Annotated in this window: 12 protein-coding genes; 4 read left to right on the top strand and 8 right to left on the bottom strand. The window is 72.7% G+C overall.

From position 1 onward, the window contains the following. Nucleotides 1–3 precede the first annotated feature (3 nt). A complete protein-coding gene (locus ACIBZJ_RS27960; RefSeq protein WP_395934662.1) occupies nt 4–5,358 on the top strand; it encodes an SDR family NAD(P)-dependent oxidoreductase in 5,355 nt (1,784 codons plus the stop codon). Next, the gene (locus ACIBZJ_RS27955) at nt 5,355–6,002 is read left to right on the top strand and encodes a 4'-phosphopantetheinyl transferase (protein ID WP_395934660.1); all 648 of its coding nucleotides are present in this window, start codon (nt 5,355–5,357) and stop codon (nt 6,000–6,002) included. The genes ACIBZJ_RS27960 and ACIBZJ_RS27955 overlap by 4 nt, the downstream gene beginning before the upstream one ends. 21 nt (nt 6,003–6,023) lie before the next feature. Here ACIBZJ_RS27955 and ACIBZJ_RS27950 read toward each other — a convergent pair whose 3' ends face one another. From ACIBZJ_RS27950 to ACIBZJ_RS27915, 8 genes are all read right to left on the bottom strand, one after another. Continuing rightward, nucleotides 6,024–6,887, bottom strand: a complete 864-nt coding sequence (locus ACIBZJ_RS27950) for a 3-hydroxyacyl-CoA dehydrogenase family protein (protein WP_395934658.1) — start codon at nt 6,885–6,887, stop codon at nt 6,024–6,026. 110 nt (nt 6,888–6,997) lie between these two features. Further along, complete coding sequence (locus ACIBZJ_RS27945) at nt 6,998–8,293, bottom strand: sensor histidine kinase (protein WP_395934656.1); 1,296 nt, start codon at nt 8,291–8,293, stop codon at nt 6,998–7,000. After that, nucleotides 8,290–8,937: a response regulator transcription factor gene (locus ACIBZJ_RS27940; protein ID WP_395934865.1), complete on the bottom strand. Its 648-nt coding sequence runs from the start codon at nt 8,935–8,937 to the stop codon at nt 8,290–8,292. Before ACIBZJ_RS27940 ends, ACIBZJ_RS27945 begins: the two co-directional genes overlap by 4 nt. Further along, entirely contained in the window at nt 8,918–10,243 is a 1,326-nt protein-coding gene (locus tag ACIBZJ_RS27935) for a cation:proton antiporter (RefSeq protein WP_395934654.1), read from the bottom strand. Before ACIBZJ_RS27935 ends, ACIBZJ_RS27940 begins: the two co-directional genes overlap by 20 nt. After that, nucleotides 10,240–11,574, bottom strand: coding sequence for a cytochrome P450 (locus ACIBZJ_RS27930; RefSeq protein WP_395934652.1), 1,335 nt, complete (start codon nt 11,572–11,574; stop codon nt 10,240–10,242). Before ACIBZJ_RS27930 ends, ACIBZJ_RS27935 begins: the two co-directional genes overlap by 4 nt. Nucleotides 11,575–11,579: 5 nt before the next feature. Next, the gene (locus ACIBZJ_RS27925) at nt 11,580–12,635 is read right to left on the bottom strand and encodes an alpha-hydroxy acid oxidase (RefSeq protein WP_395934650.1); all 1,056 of its coding nucleotides are present in this window, start codon (nt 12,633–12,635) and stop codon (nt 11,580–11,582) included. Next, entirely contained in the window at nt 12,635–14,197 is a 1,563-nt protein-coding gene (locus tag ACIBZJ_RS27920) for an NAD(P)-binding domain-containing protein (protein WP_395934648.1), read from the bottom strand. Before ACIBZJ_RS27920 ends, ACIBZJ_RS27925 begins: the two co-directional genes overlap by 1 nt. Before the next feature lie 35 nt (nt 14,198–14,232). After that, complete coding sequence (locus ACIBZJ_RS27915) at nt 14,233–15,711, bottom strand: aromatic amino acid ammonia-lyase (RefSeq protein WP_395934646.1); 1,479 nt, start codon at nt 15,709–15,711, stop codon at nt 14,233–14,235. 62 nt (nt 15,712–15,773) lie between these two features. On the opposite strand from ACIBZJ_RS27915, the gene ACIBZJ_RS27910 reads away from it, so the two are divergent. Together ACIBZJ_RS27910 and ACIBZJ_RS27905 are read left to right on the top strand one after the other, a co-directional pair. Beyond that, entirely contained in the window at nt 15,774–17,306 is a 1,533-nt protein-coding gene (locus ACIBZJ_RS27910; RefSeq protein WP_395934644.1) for an NAD(P)-binding domain-containing protein, read from the top strand. 2 nt (nt 17,307–17,308) lie between these two features. Continuing rightward, nucleotides 17,309–18,718 (top strand): class I adenylate-forming enzyme family protein, encoded by a 1,410-nt coding sequence (locus tag ACIBZJ_RS27905; protein WP_395934642.1) that lies wholly within the window; start codon nt 17,309–17,311, stop codon nt 18,716–18,718. The last annotated feature ends 1 nt before the right edge of the window (nt 18,719 follow it).

Genomic DNA, 18,719 nt, shown 5'->3' with positions numbered 1-18,719 from the left:
CTGGTGGCCCCTCTGGACGAGCCGATCGCCGTGGTCGGCATGGCCTGCCGACTGCCGGGCGCGAGCGACCTGGACGAGTTCTGGCGCACCCTCGTCGAGGGTGCGGAGTCCATCACTACCCTCACCGAGGAACAGCAGCTCGCCAACGGAGTCCCCGAGGCGCGGCGCCGCAACCCGGACTACGTCCCGGCGGAGCCGATGATGCCCGGCTTCGACCGGTTCGATGCCCCGCTGTTCGGAATGACCGCCCATGAGGCCCGGCTCTGCGATCCCCAGCTCCGCGTCTTCCTCGAGACGTGCCACGCCGCGCTCGAGCACGCCGGGTACGACCCGTTCGGCATGGACGAGAGCGTGGGCGTCTTCGGCAGCGCCGGGCCCAACGACTACTTCCAGCATTACGTCAGCAAGCAGCCGGAACTTCGCGGCGGAGCCGCCGGCATGCAGGCGCAAACCCTCAACCAGGCCGACTACCTGGCCACGTTCACCTCGTACAAGCTGAACCTGCGCGGACCCAGCATGACCGTGCAGACGGCCTGCTCCAGCTCGCTGGTCGCCACGCACGTCGCCGCGCAGTCGCTGCGGGCCGGGGAGTGCGAGCTCGCGCTGGCCGGTGCCGCGGTGGTCGACCTGCCCGCCGGCCGAGGCCATCTCTGGACGCCCGGCGGCGTGCACAGCGCCGACGGGCATTGCCGTCCGTTCGACGCCGCCGCGACCGGCACGCTGTTCGGTAGCGGCGCGGGAATCGTCGTCCTGCGCCGGTTGGACGACGCCCTGGCCGCGGGCGACCGCGTGCTGGCCGTGATCCGCGGCAGCGCGGTCAACAACGACGGCGCGGACAAGGTCTCTTTCAGCGCGCCGAGCGTGACCGGGCAGTCCGAGGTCGTCGCCGAGGCGATGGCGCTGGCCGGGGTGAAGCCGGAGCAGATCGAGTACGTCGAGGCGCACGCGACCGGGACGGCGCTCGGCGATCCGATCGAGATCGCCGCGCTGGCCGAGGCGTTCGCCGGTCCGGCCGGCAGCGCGCGCACGGCCGTCGGTTCGGTCAAGTCGAACATCGGTCACCTGAACCCGGCGGCGGGCATCGCCGGGCTGATCAAGACCGTGCTGATGCTCGACCGTGAGGCCGTCGTGCCGAGCATCAACGTCACCGAGCTCAACCCCCGCTTGGAGCTGGACTCCACCCCGTTCACCGTGGTCACGGAGCTGCGGCCCTGGCCGCACCGGCCGGACCAACCGCGGTACGCCTCGGTCAGCTCGCTGGGTATCGGCGGGACCAATGCCCATCTGGTCCTCAGCGACGCGCCGCGGCCGCGGGCCCGGACCGAGCCGGACCAACCCCGTGTGCTGGTCTGGTCGGCCCGCTCGGAGCCGGCGCTCGAGGCACTGCGGACCACCCTGGCCGGCTACTTCTCCACGAGCGACGGACGCGACTTCGCCGACGCGGTGGCCACGCTCCAGCACGGACGGACCCTGCATGCCGTCCGTGCGGCGGCGGTCTGCGCGGACCCGGTCGAGGCGGTCGCCGCGCTGACCACGCCGGCGCGGTTGATCACCGCCACCGCGTCCCCGGATGCGTCCACGGTGTTCCTGTTTCCGGGGCAGGGCTCGCACCAGGCCCGGATGGGAATCGGACTGTACGGCCGGGTCCGGTCGTTCAGCGTCGCCATGGACGAGTGCCTCGAGCTGTTCGAGCAGGCCGGCCGGCCGCTGCACGCGCAGTGGTCGGCCGGCGTCCGCAACGATGACACCGCGATCGTGCAACCGCTGCTCTTCGCGGTGGAGTACGCGCTCGCCGCGCTGTGGCGCGACTGGGGCGTCGAGCCGAGCGCCGTCCTCGGGCACAGCATCGGCGAACTGGCCGCCGCCGCCGTCGCCGGAGTGCTGGACCTCCCGGACGCGGTCAGGATGGTGCACGCCCGGGCGCAGGCGATGGCCCGGAACCCGGTCGCCGGCGGGATGCTCGCGGTGTCCGCCGCCGCCGAGGCGCTGCCCGAGCTCGGCCCACTCGCGGTAGCGGCGGCCAACGGATCGGCGCAGACCGTCCTGTCCGGACCGCTGGCGGCGCTGGAAGCAGCAGCCGGGGAGCTCGAGGCGGCCGGGCTCCGGACGCACCCGCTCCCGGTCTCGCACGCCTTTCATCACCCGGGCTGGAAAGTCGCGGCGGCCGAGTTCGAAGCCGCCATCGCGGGCCTTCCGCTCCGGCCGCCGCGGATTCCGCTCTACTCCGGTGCGACCGGCCGGCAGGTCACTGCGGCCGAGGCCGTCGATCCGGCGTTCTGGGCCGCCCAGATAGCGCAACCGGTGCAGTTCGACGCCGCACTGCGATCGGTGCAGGAGCTGCCCGATCGGGTCCTGCTGGAGGTCGGTCCGGGGCGCGCACTGACCACCGTGGCGCGACGAACCGAAGGCGTGGGCGCGACCGTCGGCGGACTGCCCGGCGGCGCCGACGAGCCGCGCGCGGTGCTGCTGGCGGCGGCCGAGCTCTGGACGCACGGGGCCGACGTGGATTGGGACGCCGCCGGCCAGCCCCCGCCCGCACGCCGGTCGGCCGTCCCCGGTTACCCCTATCAGCGCGAGCGCCACTGGATCGACCTGCCCGCCGACGAGCCCGCTCGCGCCGAGCCGGCCCCGCAGCCCGCACGTGGGCCGTTCAGCGTGATCGAGTGGGTCCCGGCAGCGCGGCCCGGCCTGACGACGCCGACCGGCAACGCCGTCGTGCTGCTGCCGACCGACGCCGACCGTGCGCTACGCACCCTGCTGGCCGTGGAGCGGGCCGGCTACCGGGCGGTCCGGGTCCGGACGGCCGACCGGTTCGGCGAGTCCGGGGCCGAGTTCACCGTCCGGCCGGGCCACCCCGGCGACCTGCGCCGAGTAGTCGGCCTCCTGCACGAGCGGGGACTGCGGCTGACCGCGTTCGTGCACGCCCTGGGGGCCGGCCCGACCGCGCCGACCAGCTCCGCCGCGCTGCCCGGAGCGCTGGACGCGGCGTTCACCAGCGCCTTCACCCTCGCCAAACTCGCGGTCAGCGGGCCCGCCGGCCATCCGGCGCCGGCCTTCGTCGTCGTCACCTCCGCATCGGTGGACGTCTCCGGGAACGACCGGTTGGAGCCGGTGAAGGCGACCGTGCTGGGCCTGGTGAAGTCGCTCCGGGACGAGATGCCGGGGCTGCGCACGGCCGTGCTCGACGTCGCCGATCGGGTGAGCGTCGCTGACCTCGCGGCCGAACTGCGGGCCGTTGACCCGCCGGCGGCGGTCGCACTGCGCGGGCGGCGGCGGTGGGTCGCCGTCGAGCGTCCGCTGGAGGTGCCCGAGGTCGAACGGGAGGCCGTCAGGGACCGGGGCGTCTACCTGATCACCGGCGGGTTCGGTGGGCTCGGCGGGAGCGTTGCCCGCGCGCTGGCCGCGACCGGCAAGCAGCCGAGGCTGATCCTGCTCGGCCGCCGGAACCCGCTCGGGGACGCCGCTCCCGCCGGGGTGGACGAGCTGCGTGCGCTGGGCGCGCAGGTGGAAGGCGTCGCCGCCGACGTGACCGACGGGCCGGCCCTACGCGCTGCCCTCGCCGAGGTCACCGGGCGGATCGGGCCGATCAACGGCGTGTTCCACCTGGCCGGCGTGCCCGGCGGCAACATGGTGGCGTTCCGCGACGAGTCCGACGCGTTGGCGGTGCTGGCGCCCAAGACGCTCGGTGCCGTGCACCTCGCCGAAGCGCTGGCCGACGCCCCTCCGCTCGACTTCACCGTGCTGTTCTCCAGCCGGGCGGCCGCCGACGGGCTGGTCGGCGGGGCGGACTACGCGGCAGGCAACGCGTTCCTGGACGCGCTGGCCGGCGCCGCGCCGCCCGAGGCCGGCCGGATGCTGAGCATCGGGTGGCCGGTCTGGCTGGGCGCCGGCATGGTGGACCCGGCCGGCCCGGACCTCACCCGGCTGGCCGACGACGTCGCCCGGCGCGCGGACGGACGCGCGACGGCGAAGATCACCACGGAGGCGACCTACAGCGCGCGGACCCACTGGATGCTGGACGAGCACCGGGTCGGGCGCACACCGCTGCTTCCCGGGACCGGCTACCTGGATCTGGTGCTCCGTGTCTTCACCGAGCGGCTCGGCACGCCCGGCCGGGCGGTCCGGCTGGCCGACGTCGTCTTCCGTGCGCCGTTCTTCGACGAGCAGGAACGGCTGCTGCGGCTGGAACTGGAACCCGACGGCGACGCCTACCGCTTCACCGTGAGCTCGGAGCGGGACCGGACCTGGACCCTGCACGTCAGCGGTACGGTGGCCGGAGTTGATGCCGACGCCGAGAAAGTCGACATCGCGGCGGTCCGCACCCGGATGCTGGCCGCGGATCCCGTCGGGTCGCGCCCGACGCCGGGCGGCGGGCCGATCACGCTCGGCCCGCGCTGGCGCTGCGTGGAGGAGGTGCTCCGGTCCGGCTCGGAGAAGCTGGTCACGATCGCGCTGATGAGCGCGTTCCGCAGCGATCTGGACGAGCACCGCCTGCATCCGGCGTTGCTGGACATCGCGACGGCTGCCATCACCAGCGGCGCCGAAGAGGAGTCCTACGTGCCGGTGGTGTATCACCGGATGACGGTCTACGCCGATCTCCCCGGCACCTTCTACAGCCTGGTGCGCCGGCGTTCTGCCGGGTCCGGCACGGCCACCGGTGACATCGACCTGATCGCGCCGGACGGCACCGTGCTGGCCCGGGTCGAGGGCTTCACGATGCGCGAGGTGCAGTTCACCGAGGGCTGGGACCGGAAGGCGGCCGTGGCGGCTCCCACCCCGGCCGAGCCTGTCCCCACCCCGGCGGAGCCTGTTCCCACCCCGGCGGAGCCTGTCGACGGGCTCGAGCCGGCCGAGGGTGGGCGGTTGCTGATGCGTCTGCTCGCCGCGGGGTCGAGCTCCTCGGTCCTGGTGCGGCCCCATCGTGACGGCCGTCCCCTGCCGCTGGCCGGGCCCGGCCTCCCGTCGGCCGAGTCGGTCGCCGCGGTCGCGCCGGGCCGGTCGGTCGAACCGGCCGGACCGGCCGGAGCAGGCGGACCGGCCGGAGCAGCCGGAGCAGCCTCCCCGACGGCTGAGGTAGCCGTGTCGGCCCTGTCGGCCCTGTCGGCCGCGTCGGCCGCGGTGCCGGTGGGGGCGGCCGAGCGTCTGCGCCGTCTCTGGGCCGAGTCGCTGGGTGCGGCGCCCACCACCGGCGATACCGACTTCTTCGACGACGGCGGCGACTCGCTGGTCGCGGTCGAGCTGATGGCCAAGATTCGGGCGGCGTTCGGCCTCGACCTGAGCATCGGCCTGCTACTGGAGGTCCGGACGTTCGACGCGCTCCTGTCGGTGATCACCGGAGCCGCGGGCAGCCGGCCGTGATCGCGGCGCTGCTCCCGGCGGCCGTGGTGGTCGTCGAGGCCTACGCCGACGACCCGCACGCCATGCTGTTCCCGGCCGAGCGGGACGCGATCAGCGCGGCGGTGCCGGTCCGCCGGAACGAGTACGCGACCGTCCGGGCCTGTGCCCGCCAGGCCCTGGCCCGGCTGGGTCTGCCCCCCGCGGCCATCCTGAGCGGGGCCCGGGGTGCGCCGCAGTGGCCGGACGGCGCCGTGGGGAGCATGACCCACTGCACCGGATTCCGCGCCGCGGCGCTGGCTCGCACCGGCGCGGTGACCAGCCTCGGCATCGACGCCGAGCCGCACCGCCCGCTGCCCGACGGCATCCTGCCGACGATCGCCGGCCCGTCGGAGCAGGCCGTCGTGCGTGAGCTGAGCCGAAGCGCGCCGCACGTCCGCTGGGACACGTTGCTGTTCAGTGCGAAGGAATCGGTCTACAAGGCTTGGTTCCCCCGGACCGGCCTCTGGCTGGGGTTCGAGGAGGCCGAAATCGACCTGCGGCCGGACGGCACCTTCAGCGCTCGCCTGGTCGGCGACGCCGGAGCGGCACCCGGGGCCCCACCGGCCGGATTCCAGGGACGTTGGACGGCCGGGCGGGATCTGTTGGCCACCGCGATCGCGTCCTGACCGTGGGTCGGATGCGGCCCGTCAGTGGAGCCGAGCGCCGTACTCGAAGAAGCCACGCCCGGTCTTACGGCCGTAGTCGCCGTCCCGGACCTTCTCCAGCAGCAGGTCGCACGGCCGGCAGCTCTCGTCGCCCCGGCGCTCGTAGAGCACCTGCAGCGAGTCGACGAGGTTGTCCAGACCGATCAGGTCGCCGGTGCGCAGCGGGCCGGTCGTGTGCCCCAGGCAGCCCTCCAGCAGTTGGTCGACCACCTCGGCCGACGCGACGCCTTCCTGCACGAGCATCGCGGCGGTGTTGATGAGCGGGTGCAGCAGCCGGTTGATGACGAACCCGGTCGAGTCGTTGATCACCAGCGACTCCCGGCCGAGCGCGGCGAGCAGGTCGGCCGCGGCCGTCATCGTGCGCTCGGCGGTGGACGAACCGCGGACCACCTCGACCATCGTGATCAGGTAAGCGGGGTTCATGAAGTGCACGCCGAGCAGATCCTCCGGCCGCGAGACGTACTCGGCCAGCTCGTCGATGGAGATGCACGAGGTGTTGGAAATCAGGACGGTGCCCGGGGCGGTCGCCCGGGAGATCTCCGTGAGCAGCTTCGCTTTCACCTCGACGACCTCGGACACCGCCTCGACGACCGCGGTGGCGTCCTTGACCTGGCCGAGCACGGTGGTGGTGGTGAGCCGGCCGTGCGGAACGTCGGGCAGGGCACGCATCAGCCGCGCGTGCCGCAACTTCTGCGCGATCGTCTGCGCCGCTTCGGCCAGCACCTGCTCGTCCAGGTCGACGAGCGTGACCGAGAGGCCGTGGCCCAGCGCCAACGCCGAGATGTTCGTGCCCATGACCCCGGCGCCGATGACGGCGAGCCGATGTTCCGCGTGATCGAGTCCCATGTCCGCTCCGCCGCTCGACGCCGAGGTTCCGCCCTGCCGCTTCCACCCTGGCCGACCCGTCCGCGGGCCGGCACACCCCAGTTCGCGGGACTTGCCGCGTCGATACTCGTTCACCATCGCGCCCGCCACCGCAACGGACGCTCGAGCCGGGGGCGACGCCAGGCGGCGCGGAGGCGCGGTGTCGTCGGGGGCGGGGCCGCGGGCAGCCGGACGGTGAAGATCGCGCCGCTGCCCGGCCGGCCGTCCGCCGTGATCGTGCCGTGGTGGCTGCTCACCACCTCGCGCACCAACGCGAGCCCCAGGCCGAAACGGCGATCGCCCGCGCCCGGGCCGCAATGGAAGCGGTCGAAGAGGCGGCGCGCGTCGGCCGGGTCGAAGCCGTCACCGGTGTCCGCGACGACGAGTTCCGCGAGGCCGCGCCGCGTTCGTCGCACGGTGACGGCGATCCGGCCGGAGGCCGGAGTGTGGGTGAGCGCGTTCGCCAGCAGCTCTCCGACGACCCGGCGCAGCGCCGAGTCGATGCCCGGCACCGGCAGCGGCTCACCCGGAGTTTTCAGCGTCACGGTGATCGCGCGCTCGGCGGCGCGTTCGGCCTCCGCGGCCACTGCCGTCGCCGCCAGGCCGCTCAAGTCGATCGTGGCACGTGCGCGTGCGCCGGCCGGTGCGGCGCCGAGCCGGGCCGAGAGCAGCAGCTCGTCGACGATCTCGCCGAGACGCCGGGTGGTGCCCACCAGCCGGTCCAGGTCGCGGACGTCCGGGGACGTGGCCTCGGTCCGGGCGCGCCGGGCCAGCAGCTGGGCGCGGACGTGCACCTGGGCAATGGGTGTGCGCAGCTCATGGCTGGCATCGGCGACGAACCGACGCTGCCGGCTGAGCGCCTCGGCGAGCGGGGCGACGGCGCGCCGCCCCACGATCAGGCCGATCAGCGCGGCGGCGAGCAGCCCGGCCGCACCCGCGAGGGCGAAGGCGCGGAGCAGCCGGCGGCGGTCGGCGAGCTGGTAGCGGGCGTCGAACACGGCCTGCACGGTCGCCTGTCCTCGCGGCTGCGTGCGTACGTAGTAGACGGTGCCGTTGCGCTCGATCGTGGCCAGCCGCGTGCTGCGGTCGGCGGCGGCCGTCCGCAGCTCAGCCGTCATCGGCAGACCCGCAGGCGGCGCGACGGGTCCGGTGTCGAGCCGCGTGCCGTCGAGGACGAAGATCCACGCGCAGGCCGGTGGGTCGCTCGGGCTACCCTGCCTCGCGTCCCACTGCAGTACCCGCTGGATCTGCTGCTCCTGGCTATGGAGCAGGCCGGCGTAGGCGATCCCGCCGGCCACCGCGACCAGCGTGCTGAGGGCGAGCCCGACCAGCAGGCCGATCCGGACCCGGGCCCGCCGGACGATCGCCCTCGAGACCGGATCCGTCACAGGGTACCGAGCCGGTAGCCGAGGCCGTGCACCGTGCGCACGACGGCCTTGCCGAGCTTGCGGCGCAGGTAGTAGACGTACGTGTCGACGATGGACGCCGCGGCGGCCTCGTCGAAGACCCGGCTGCGCAGATCGCGCCGCGAGTGCACGGTGTGCGGCCGGGCCGCGAGCACCCGCAGGAGCTCGAACTCGCGGGCCGACAGGGCGACCCGGGTGCCGTCGGGCGCGACCGCGTCCCGCAGGGCCAGGTCGAGCAGGCCCGCGCCGACCCGCAGCGTCTCGGTCGCGTCGGCGGTGCGGCGGCACAGCGCCCGTACCCGGGCGCTGAACTCGTCCAGGTCGAACGGCTTGGCCAGATAGTCGTCGGCACCGGCGTCGAGGCCGGCGACCCGATCGGCGACGGTGCCGAGGGCGGTCAGCATCAACGCCCGGGTCGACACGGCCCGGGAGCGCAGCCGCGTGACCAGGTCGAGGCCGTCGAGGGCGGGCAGCCGCCGGTCGATGACCATCACGTCGTAGGGCCGGGTCAGGCCCAGATGGAGACCGCGGTGGCCGTCGGGAGCCTGGTCGACCACGTACCCCTCGTCGACCAGGCTCTCGCTGAGAAGACCTCTCAGATCCCCGTCATCCTCGACCAGCAGCAGTCGATGGGGTTTCGCCCGAAGCACCCATCGACGATGGCATATATCCCGGGTTGGCGAGAGCGTTAGTAGAGTCTTCAAGCATCGAGCTACTCTTCAGCCGCTCGATCCAGGTCAGCAGCGGTGTCGTCATCAGCGTCGTGACCAGAGCGACCAGCACCAGCACGGTGAACAACGACGAGTTGACGATGCCGGCCTCCAGACCCACGTTGAGTGCGATCAGCTGCATGAGGCCGCGGGCGTTCATCAGCGCGCCGACCCGGAGCGCGACCCCCTGCGGCTCGCCGCGCCACCGCGCCGCGGCCCAGCAGGCGCCGAACTTCCCCACGATCGCCACCGTCACGCAGCCGACCGCGAAGAGCAGCACAGCGGGGTTGCCCAGCAGGCCGAACTCGGTGCGCAGGCCGGAGAACGTGAAGAACAGCGGCAGGAACACCGTCGCGGCAACCGGGGTGAGCGTGTCGACCACCCGGTCGGTACGCGCGGTGCGTGGCATGACCACGCCGACCGCGAACGCCCCGAAAACCGCGTACAGGCCGATCTCGTCGGTGTACCAGGCGACCAGGAACAGCGGCGCCACCGTGCCCAGGGTCCGGGCCTGGTCGCCGAGGCGGTCACTGGTCATCAGCGCGGCCGCGGCACGGCGTCCGCCGAACCAGAGAACGAGGCCGAACAGCACCGCGCCGCCCGCCGTGATCGTCGCGGGCCCGGCCTCGCCCGACGCGAACGCCAGCACCACGGCCAGCATGATCCAGGCGATCAGGTCGTCGATCGCCCCGCTGGCCAGCGCCAACGTGCCGTGCCGGGTGCCGGCCTGGCCGCGTTCGGTGATGATCCGGGCCAGCATCGGGAACGCGGTGATCGCGAGCGCCACACCGACGAACGCAGCGGAGACGCCGCGCGAGGTACCGTCGGCCTGAATCGGCACCATCCCGGCGGTGGCCAGTACCAGCAGCACGCCGAGCAGCAGCGGCGCGGCCACACCGACCACCGAGACCACCCCGGCCGTGCTGGCCAAGCCGGTGACGCGGTGAGCGGTGAACGCGTACCCGGCCTGGAACATGAACAGCACCAGGCCGACCTGGCCGACGACGTAGAGCACCGGCAGCAGCGAGGCGGGGAACAGCGCCTTCTCGACGTCCGGCAGGAGCAGGCCGAGCAGCGACGGCCCGAGCAACACCCCGGCCAGCATCTCGCTGACGACCGGAGGCTGGCCGATCCGGCCCAGGAGCCAGGACACCGCCCGGCAGAACAGCAGGATCACCGCGACGGCGATGAAGAACCGCGGTGCCAGTTCCGTGGGCGTCACCGGTGTGCCTCCTCGAAGTAGGTAGCGCAGAGCCTCTGTCGCCGGGCGTCGACGACCATCCAGGTGCCGAACACGAACTGCACCAGCGAGCGGCCGACGTCGGCCCAGCCGTCCCGCAGCCGCATCGCCCGCAGGCGCAGGCCCCCGGGCCCGGCGACCCCGGCCGGCGTCAGATACGCCGGACCGCGGCTGGGCAGTGAACGGGTGTGCGAGACCGACGAGGCGAGGAGATAACGACGCAGGACCTCCCGGGTCGCCGCACGCAGCATCACCGGCGCGGCACCACGCGCGGGACAGGCCCGGTTCGCGGTCACGCCGTACGGGACGAAGTGCGCGTCCTTGCGCCGGAGCGTCAGCCAGCGGTCCGGGTCGAAGGTGTCGTCGGGGGCGGGTCCGGTCCGCTGGAACGCCAGATAGTTGAAGAGCAGCACCGACCCGGCCGGCAGCGTCAGGCCGTCGTGCACGACGATCGGCGCCGACGTGATGCGGTGGGCGATGCCGAACAGCGGGTGCAGCCGCAGCGTCTCGTCGATGAACCGATCGATCGCCTCGTCGTCGTCCACCGCCGGTGCCGCGGCCGGATGCCGGGCGGCTGCCAGCAGCACGTGCGCCATCGCCTCGGACATCTGCACGACGGCGGTGTTGAAGAACGCACCCTGCAGGTACCAGGCCGTCTCCTCGACCGAGAACTCCGGGTACGGCAGCGTCACCGGGCAGGTCCCCGACCGGATCCGGGCGATCAGGTAGCGGGTCAGCCGGTCGCGGCGGTCCAGGTGCCGCAGTCCGGTGCCTTTCAGGGCGGTCACCACGTCGTTCGCGTTGGCCACGATCAGCGTCCGTGCGTCCGGCGGGCAGTCCTCGCCGAAGACCAGTTCGTAGTAGACCTCGGCCCAGACCGGCATCATGAGGTCACGCAGCCGCACGTGGCTGACCCGGTCGACCGGCAGATCGTCGAGCACCCGCCGGGTCGCGACCGCGGCCAGCCGGTCGGAGCGCCGGTGCGGCAGGGCCAGCACCTGCCGGGTCGTGCGCGCGACGGTCCGGTAGCGCTCCCCCGGCTCCAGGTGCTCCTGGTGCATCTGCGGGCCGGGCGCCAGCCAGTACCAGAACAGGTCGGACAGGCCCGCGCCCCGGCTGCGGCCGTCGGCCGCGGGGTCGGCGTACACGCGCTCGAAGTACTCCGCGCCGACGAGGGGCCCCGGCACCGGGATCCCTTCGGCGCCGTTCACCCGGGCGAAGATCCGTTCCCGGAGCCGGATCACCGCGGCCGGCAGCCAGCGCGGCACGGTCCACGCGCCGATCGCCAGGACGAGCAGGAGCGGCGCGGCCATCGCGCTCACCGCCGCGACCCGGGCGCGACGAGATCAGCGGTGAGCTCGGCGGGCCGCGCGACGCCGCAGAGGGCCAGTGCCGCGTCGAGCTCCGCGCGCAGCAACTCCAGCACGTGACGCACCCCGTCGCTCCCGCCTGCCGCGAGCCCCCAGATCACCGGCCGTCCGATCAGTACCGCCCGCGCGCCCAGCGCCAGCGCGACCACGACGTCCGCACCGCGCCGCACGCCGCCGTCGAGCAGGACCGGGATCCGCCCGCCCACGGCCCCGGCCACCGGTGCGAGTGCCTCCAGCGTCGCCACGGCCCCGTCGAGCTGGCGCCCGCCGTGGTTGGACACGATCAGAGCGTCCACGCCGTGCTCGACGGCGAGCAGCGCATCGGCCGGGTGCAGCACACCCTTCAGCACGATCGGCAGCGTCGTCCGGCCGCGTAGCCAGGCGATCCGGCTCCAGTCGAGACCGGCGTCCATCACGATGTCCCGGACCCGCCCGTGGGCGTCGCGCATGTTCTCGCAGGCCAGCCCGGCCGGGAGATCGAGGAAACCGTGCCGGAGGTCGCGCTCGCGCCGGCCGAACACGGGCGAGTCGACGGTGACGACCAGCGCCCGGCAGCCCGCTTCCTCGGCCCGGCGCACGACGGCCGCGGTGAACTCCAGGTCCGGCTGAGGGTAGAGCTGGAACCACAGCGCTGCTCCGGCCGCGGCGATCTCCTCGACGCCCTGGGTGGCCGCCATGCTGACCACCATCGCGGTGCCGGCCCCGGCGGTGCCGCGCGCCGTCGCGGTCTCGCCCCCCGGATGCGCCAGCAGGTGGAACGCGGTGGGCGCCACCAGTACCGGCATCGAAAGCTCGGTGCCGAGCACCGTGGTCCGCAGGTCCCGTTCCCCGCCTCCACGCAAGATCCTCGGGACGAGGCGCCGCCGGGCGAACGCCTCCTCGTTGCCGCGCAGTGTGCGCTCGTCGCCGGCCCCGCCCGCGAAAAAGTCCCAGTGCACCGGGTCGAGCCGCTGCCGGGCGATCGCGGCCACCTCGGCGAGGTTCACGCCCTCGACGGTGAGCATCAGCTCGCGGTGCCGGCGAGGCAGCGCTCCAGGAACGCGGTCAGCGGCGCGACGTGCACCTGCGGCCGGTCCCACTCGTTCTCCAGGTTTTCGGCCAGGTGATGGGTCGCGATCAGCCGGTTCTCGCGGTAGTAGCGCACGACCGGGTGGAGGTACGCGGCGTCGTGGGCCTGGCCCACGGTGTCCTGCGCGATCCGCGACACCGTGATGTCGAACGGATCCACCTGGTCGTGCTCGGGCCCGTATTCCAGCGTGACGACGAACGCGGTCCGGTCGTCGTGGTCGGCGGTGGAGAGCCCGCTGCGCGCGAAGTACTCGACCGGCACCTCGTCGTGGTAGCGCGCATCCGCCCCGGAGACCGTGACGACGTCGCCGAGGAAGCCGAACTGCTGCCAGAGCGCCGAACTGCGGTTGACCCGGCTGACGATCGCGCCGGTGATCGCCTGCGGGGTGGCGTCCAGCTTCTCGGCCGGCCACGGCGCCTCGCCGTACCGTCGCTCCAGGATCTTGTGGAGCGCGCGCACCCCGTAGCGGAAGCCGTGGATGAATCCGCTGGTGGACTTCTTGAAATCCCGTTCCTGCGAGAGCGTGCCGGCGAAGTAGAGGCCCTCCACGTTCACCGACTCCCAGGCCTCGGTCTGCGCGGGGAAACGGCCGTTGACGGCCAGTTCGGGGCGGCAGGTGTCGTCGAAGATCGAGTCGTCGAACGCGAAGCCGGTGCACGCGAGCACCCGGTCGTAGCGAAGCTCCTTGATCACTTCGTCGGCCCGGGAAAAGCTGAACGTGACGGTGTAGCCGTCCTCGTCCCTGGCGATGTTCCTGATCGAGCCGTCCAGGATCGCGTTGGCCGACTTCAGCTGGTAAGTGTCCAGGAAGTTGTTGTTCACCGCCCGCAGGTGCCCGACGTAATGGGTACGCCAGGCCATCCGCACCGAGCTCGGTCCGGCCACATGGATCAGCGTGGTCGTCTCCATCAGTGCGTCCGCGGTCTCGAACGCGGAGTTGCCCTTGCCGATGATCAGCACACGCTGATCGAGGAAGCCGCGCGGGTCGATCGGCATCGTGTCGTAGCGCTCGACCAGGTCGAACCCCGGGATCTCCGGCGCGTACGCCCGCGAGACGCCGGTCGCCACGACGACCCGCCGGGCACGGTGGACCGCGCCGGCGGTGACCTCGAAAACGCCGTCCCGTTTGGTCACTCGGGTGACCCGCTCGCCGTAGCTGACCTTGGCGCCCGTCCCGGCCGCGAAGTCGGCGAGGTAGCGCACCATCACGTCGGCGTCCGGGAAGTAGCGCTCGGTGTAGTTCGTGAAGCGCAGCGCCGGATCATCGCTGAGGAGCGAGTTCCAGTCCAGCCGCAGGTTGCGCTCCGGGTCGTCCGAGCCGGTGCGCGGTTTGTTGATGGAGATCAGCTGCCGGTGCCGCGGGTAGCGGGTGAAGAAGGCGCCGGGAGCCTCCGCCGCCTCGAGCACCAGATAGTCGCGCTCACCGTCGGCCTCCAGCAGCGCGGCGAGCTGAAGACCGGCCGGACCGGCCCCGATGATCAGGTAATCAAGCGTCACGGCGGTCACCGTAGGGGCGAGAAATCAAAGAAAACTCAGGCCGACTCGCGTTCCAGCAGGTCCGCCGCGATCCGCACCTCGTGCTCCAGCGGACGGTCGGGATCGACCGGGGGGATCGCGGCGGCCAGCGCATCGAGCGCCGCGGCACAGCCCCGCGCAACGGGCGGGCGCGCGCCGACGTGCCGGGCCTGACGCAGCCCCAGCGCCAGCGACCCGCAGATCAGCCGGAGCAGCCGCGCCTGGTCCAGCGCTCGCAGCGCGGCCTGCGTCCCGAGCGGGATCACGTCCTGGTTGTGCAGGTTGGTGGGCAAGCTCTGCATGCTGGCCGGCATCGCGTCCCGGCGGATCTCGGTGAGGAACGCGGTGGTCGCCAGTTGCACGCCTTGCAGCCCGTGCTGACGGCCGGGACCCGCGGCGAGCATGGGAGGCAGGCCACCGTTGCGGTGCGGGTCGACCAGCAGGTCGAGCTGGCGTTCGGCGAGGTTGCCGAGCTGGGCGATCACCATCGACAACACGTCGCCGGCGAACGCCGCGGGCTGGCCGAAGAAGTTCCCGCCGTGCACCACCTCGTCGTCGGCGGCGAAGAAGAGCGGGTTGTCGCTGACACTGCCCAGGTCGGCCTCCACCACACCGTCGACGTAGCGCAGCGCGTCCTCGGCCGCCCCGAGCAGCTGCGGTGCGCAGCGGATGCTGTACGGCTCCTGCAGCGGCCGCCCCCCGGACGGCACCGTTCCGGCCAGCGTCGCGCGCATCGCCGCTGCCACGTCGACGGCGCCCGGGTGGTTGTACCGGGCGATCAGCCGCTCGTCGAGGAACTGCGGGTCGCAGCCCAGCTGGTCGGCGAGCACGCAGGTCAGCACCCGGATCGACCGATGGGACGCGCGCACGTCCTCGAGCGCCAGCGCGGAGGCGGCCGTGGTCAGCGACGTGCCGTTGACCAGGGCCAGCGCGTCCCGGCCGTCGAGGGCGAGCGGCGTCAGGCCGGCCGCGGCCAGCGCGTCGGCGGCGGGCATCCGGACACCGTCCAGATAGGCGTGCCCGCGCCCCCGGAGAGCCTGTGCCGCCGCCCCCAGCGGAATCAGGTCGCCGCTCGCGCCGACCGAGCCGTACCGCGGCATCACCGGCACGAACGTCGTGGCCAGCATCGCCGCGAGCGCGTCGACGACGTGCGGCGACACCCCGGAGGCCCCCTGTGCCAGCGACCAGACGCGGACCAGCATCGTCGCCCTGGCCACCCCGGCTTCGACGTCCGGGCCCTGTCCGGCGCCGAGGTGCGCCAGCGTGTTGTCGGCCTGGTCACGCATGTCGCTCCGCCCGGCGTAACCGACGAGCGCCCCGAACCCCGTCGTGTTGCCGTAGACCGCACGGTCGTCGCCCAGCACCTTGCCGAGGAACGCCCGCGACGTAGCGACCCGCTCGCGGACCTCGTCGCCGACCACCACCGTGATCGGCTCGGCCGCGGCGCGCAGGGCGGCGGCGGGCAGCGGCCCGGCCAAATCAACTCGTGTCGTCATCGCCCGGACGCTAGGCACGGATTCTCAGAGCGTTTTGAATTCCCCCCACTAGTTTCGCGCCCATGACGCACGACTATCTGATCATCGGCGCGGGACCCGCGGGACTGCAGCTCGCAGCGCTGTTGGAGCGCGACGGTCAGGACTACGTGGTGCTGGAGGCCGGCCCGGCGCCGGGAACGTTCTTCACCGTCTATCCGCGGCACCGCCGGCTGATCTCGATCAACAAGGTGCACACCGGCTCCGCCGACCCGGAGTTCAACCTGCGCGCCGACTGGAACTCCCTGCTCACCGACGACCCGGCGCTGCGATTCACCCGGTACAGCAAGCGCTACTTCCCGCACGCCGACGACCTGGTGCGCTACCTGGCCGACTTCGCCGTCGGCCTGCGCGTCGAGTACGACACCGCGGTTTCCCGGGTCGCCGTCTCCGACGGTCTCTTCCGGGTCACCACCGCCGCGAAGACCTGGGAAGCGCGGCGGGTCGTCGTCGCCACCGGTGTGTCGCAGCTCTCCGTGCCCGACATCGACGGCGTCGAGCTGGCCGAGCGGTACGACACCGTCAGCGTCGATCCCGAGGACTTCACCGACCAGCGGGTGCTGATCGTCGGCAAGGGCAACTCCGGCTTCGAGACGGCGGACGCGCTCGTCGAGAACGCCGCGGTCATCCACGTGGCCGGACCGCACTCGGTCAAGCTGGCCTGGCAGTCGCACTACGTCGGCCACCTCCGCGCGGTCAACAACAACTTCCTGGACACCTACCAGCTCAAGTCGCAGAACGCGGTGCTGGACGGCACGATCCAGAAGATCTCCCGGCGGCCCGAGGGCGGCTACCGGGTGGAGTTCCTCTACGCCCGCACGGTCGAATCGGTCCGGATTCTCGAGTACGACCGGATCATCCTCTGCACCGGATTCCGCTTCGACGCCTCGCTCTTCGACGGCACCTGCCGCCCCGAACTGGCCGTCGACGATCGCTTCCCGGCGCAGACCGCCGCGTTCGAGTCGGTGAACGTGCCGGGGCTCTACTTCGCCGGGACGCTGACCCAGCAGCGCGATTTCACGAAGTCCACAAACGGTTTCATCCACGGCTTCCGCTACGGCGTCCGCGCTCTGCACCACATCCTGCACAGCCGCCACGGGAACCGGCCGTGGCCGGCCGAGCGGCTGGACGCCACGCCGGAAGCGATCACCGACGCGGTCATCACCCGGATCAACCGCACTTCCGCGCTGTGGCAGCAGTTCGCCGTCCTCGCCGACGTGGTCACGATCACCGGGCAGACCGCGTGGTACCACGAGGAGGTGCCGGTCGCGTACTTCCAGGACGGTGGGCTCGGCTCCCCGCCGGTCGCGTTCGTGGTGACGCTGGAGTACGGCCCGGACCACGACACCGTGGACCCGTTCGACATCTCCGTACCCCGGATCGCCGAGAACGATCCGATGGCCGCGCACGGCGCGAGTTACCTGCACCCGGTCATCCGGGCGTACCGCGACGGCCGGATCGTCGCCGAGCACCACCTCGCGGAGAATCTCGAGAACCACTGGAACTTGCCGACGGTGCATCAGCAGCCGCTTGCGGTGTTCCTCAAGGGCATCCTCTGACGATGTGGCCGCAGGCGGTACTCGACCGGCTCGAATCCGACGGCGATCGGCCGGTCTTCGAGGACGGCGACCGGATCGTCGACGGATCCGGGATGGCGGCGCTGATCCGGCGGATGGCGGCCGGACTGCGCAGCGCCGGCGTCGCCCCCGGCGACGGTGTGGCGCTGCAGGTCGGGGTGGTTCCGGAGGCGTTCGCGGCGACGATCGCGGCGTTCGCCGTGGGGGCGCGCGTGTCGGGCATTCGCCCTGGCCTGACCGACGAGCAACGGCGCCACCTGCTAAGCCGCGACGACGCGCTGCTGATCGACGCACCCCGGCTGGCCGAGCTCGCCGCGACCCCGGACGACCGTGTGCCGCTGGTGGCGGCCGGCCGGCCCGGGGACATCGCCCGGATCATCTACACCAGTGGCAGCACCGGCTATCCCAAGGGCTGCGTACAGACCTACGCGGCGATGACCGCGGCCTGGGCCGCCCACCCCGACCGCTGGCCCCCGCCGATCCGCGACCTGGCCTCGCGCCTGCGACGCTATCTGGTCTTCGGGTCGCTGAGCAGCCAGGTGATGCTCGAGTACGGCGTGCTCACACTGGCCGCGGGCGGCACGATGGTCGTGGCCCACTCCCCCGACTTCCCGGGCGCGCTCGTCCGGCACCGGGCCACCGCCAGCGTGATCACCGTCGGCAAGCTGTATCAACTGGTCCGCGACCAGCGGGAGAAGCCCGTCGACCTGACCCACCTGGGCGCGTTGCTCGTCTCCGGTTCACCGGTGGAACCGGGGCGGCTGGCGGAGGCGCTGGACGTGCTCGGCCCCGTCGTCTTCCACGGTTACGGTCAGACCGAGACCGGCATGATCACGATGGTGACCCCCACCGAGATGCTCGCGTCCGAGGCGGCGCTGGCCTCCGTCGGCCGCCCGCCGGCGGTCACCCAGCTGTCCATCCGCGACGACGCCGGGAACCCCGCGCTCGAGGGCGAACTGTTCGTCCGGACGCCGTCCCAGGCGTCGGGATACTGGAAAGATCCGGCCGAGACCGCCGAGGTCTTCGCCGGCGGCTGGGTCCGCACTCGCGACCTGGCCCGGGTGGGAGACGACGGCTACCTGCGCCTGCTGGGCCGAATCCGCGACGTGATCATCGTCAACGCCACCCTGGTCCACGCCGGCCCGATCGAACGGGTGCTCGCCGGCCATCCCGACGTGGCGGAGGCGTACGTCGTCGGCAGGCCGGACGAACGGACGGGCGAGGCGATCCACGCTTACGTCGTCCCCACGGCGGGCCGGACGACGACCCCGGGCCCGCTGCGCCGGCTGATCGTCGAACGCCTCGGAGAGGCCTCGGTGCCGCTGACGATCACCGCGATCGACCGGGTCCCGCTCGCGCCGAGCGGCAAACCCGACAAGCAGGCACTCACCTAAC

It is taken from the genome of Cryptosporangium sp. NPDC051539, assembly GCF_044454545.1.
In the GTDB taxonomy this organism is placed as follows: Bacteria; Actinomycetota; Actinomycetes; order Mycobacteriales; family Cryptosporangiaceae; genus Cryptosporangium.
This window is presented reverse-complemented; position numbering and strand designations above follow the sequence as displayed.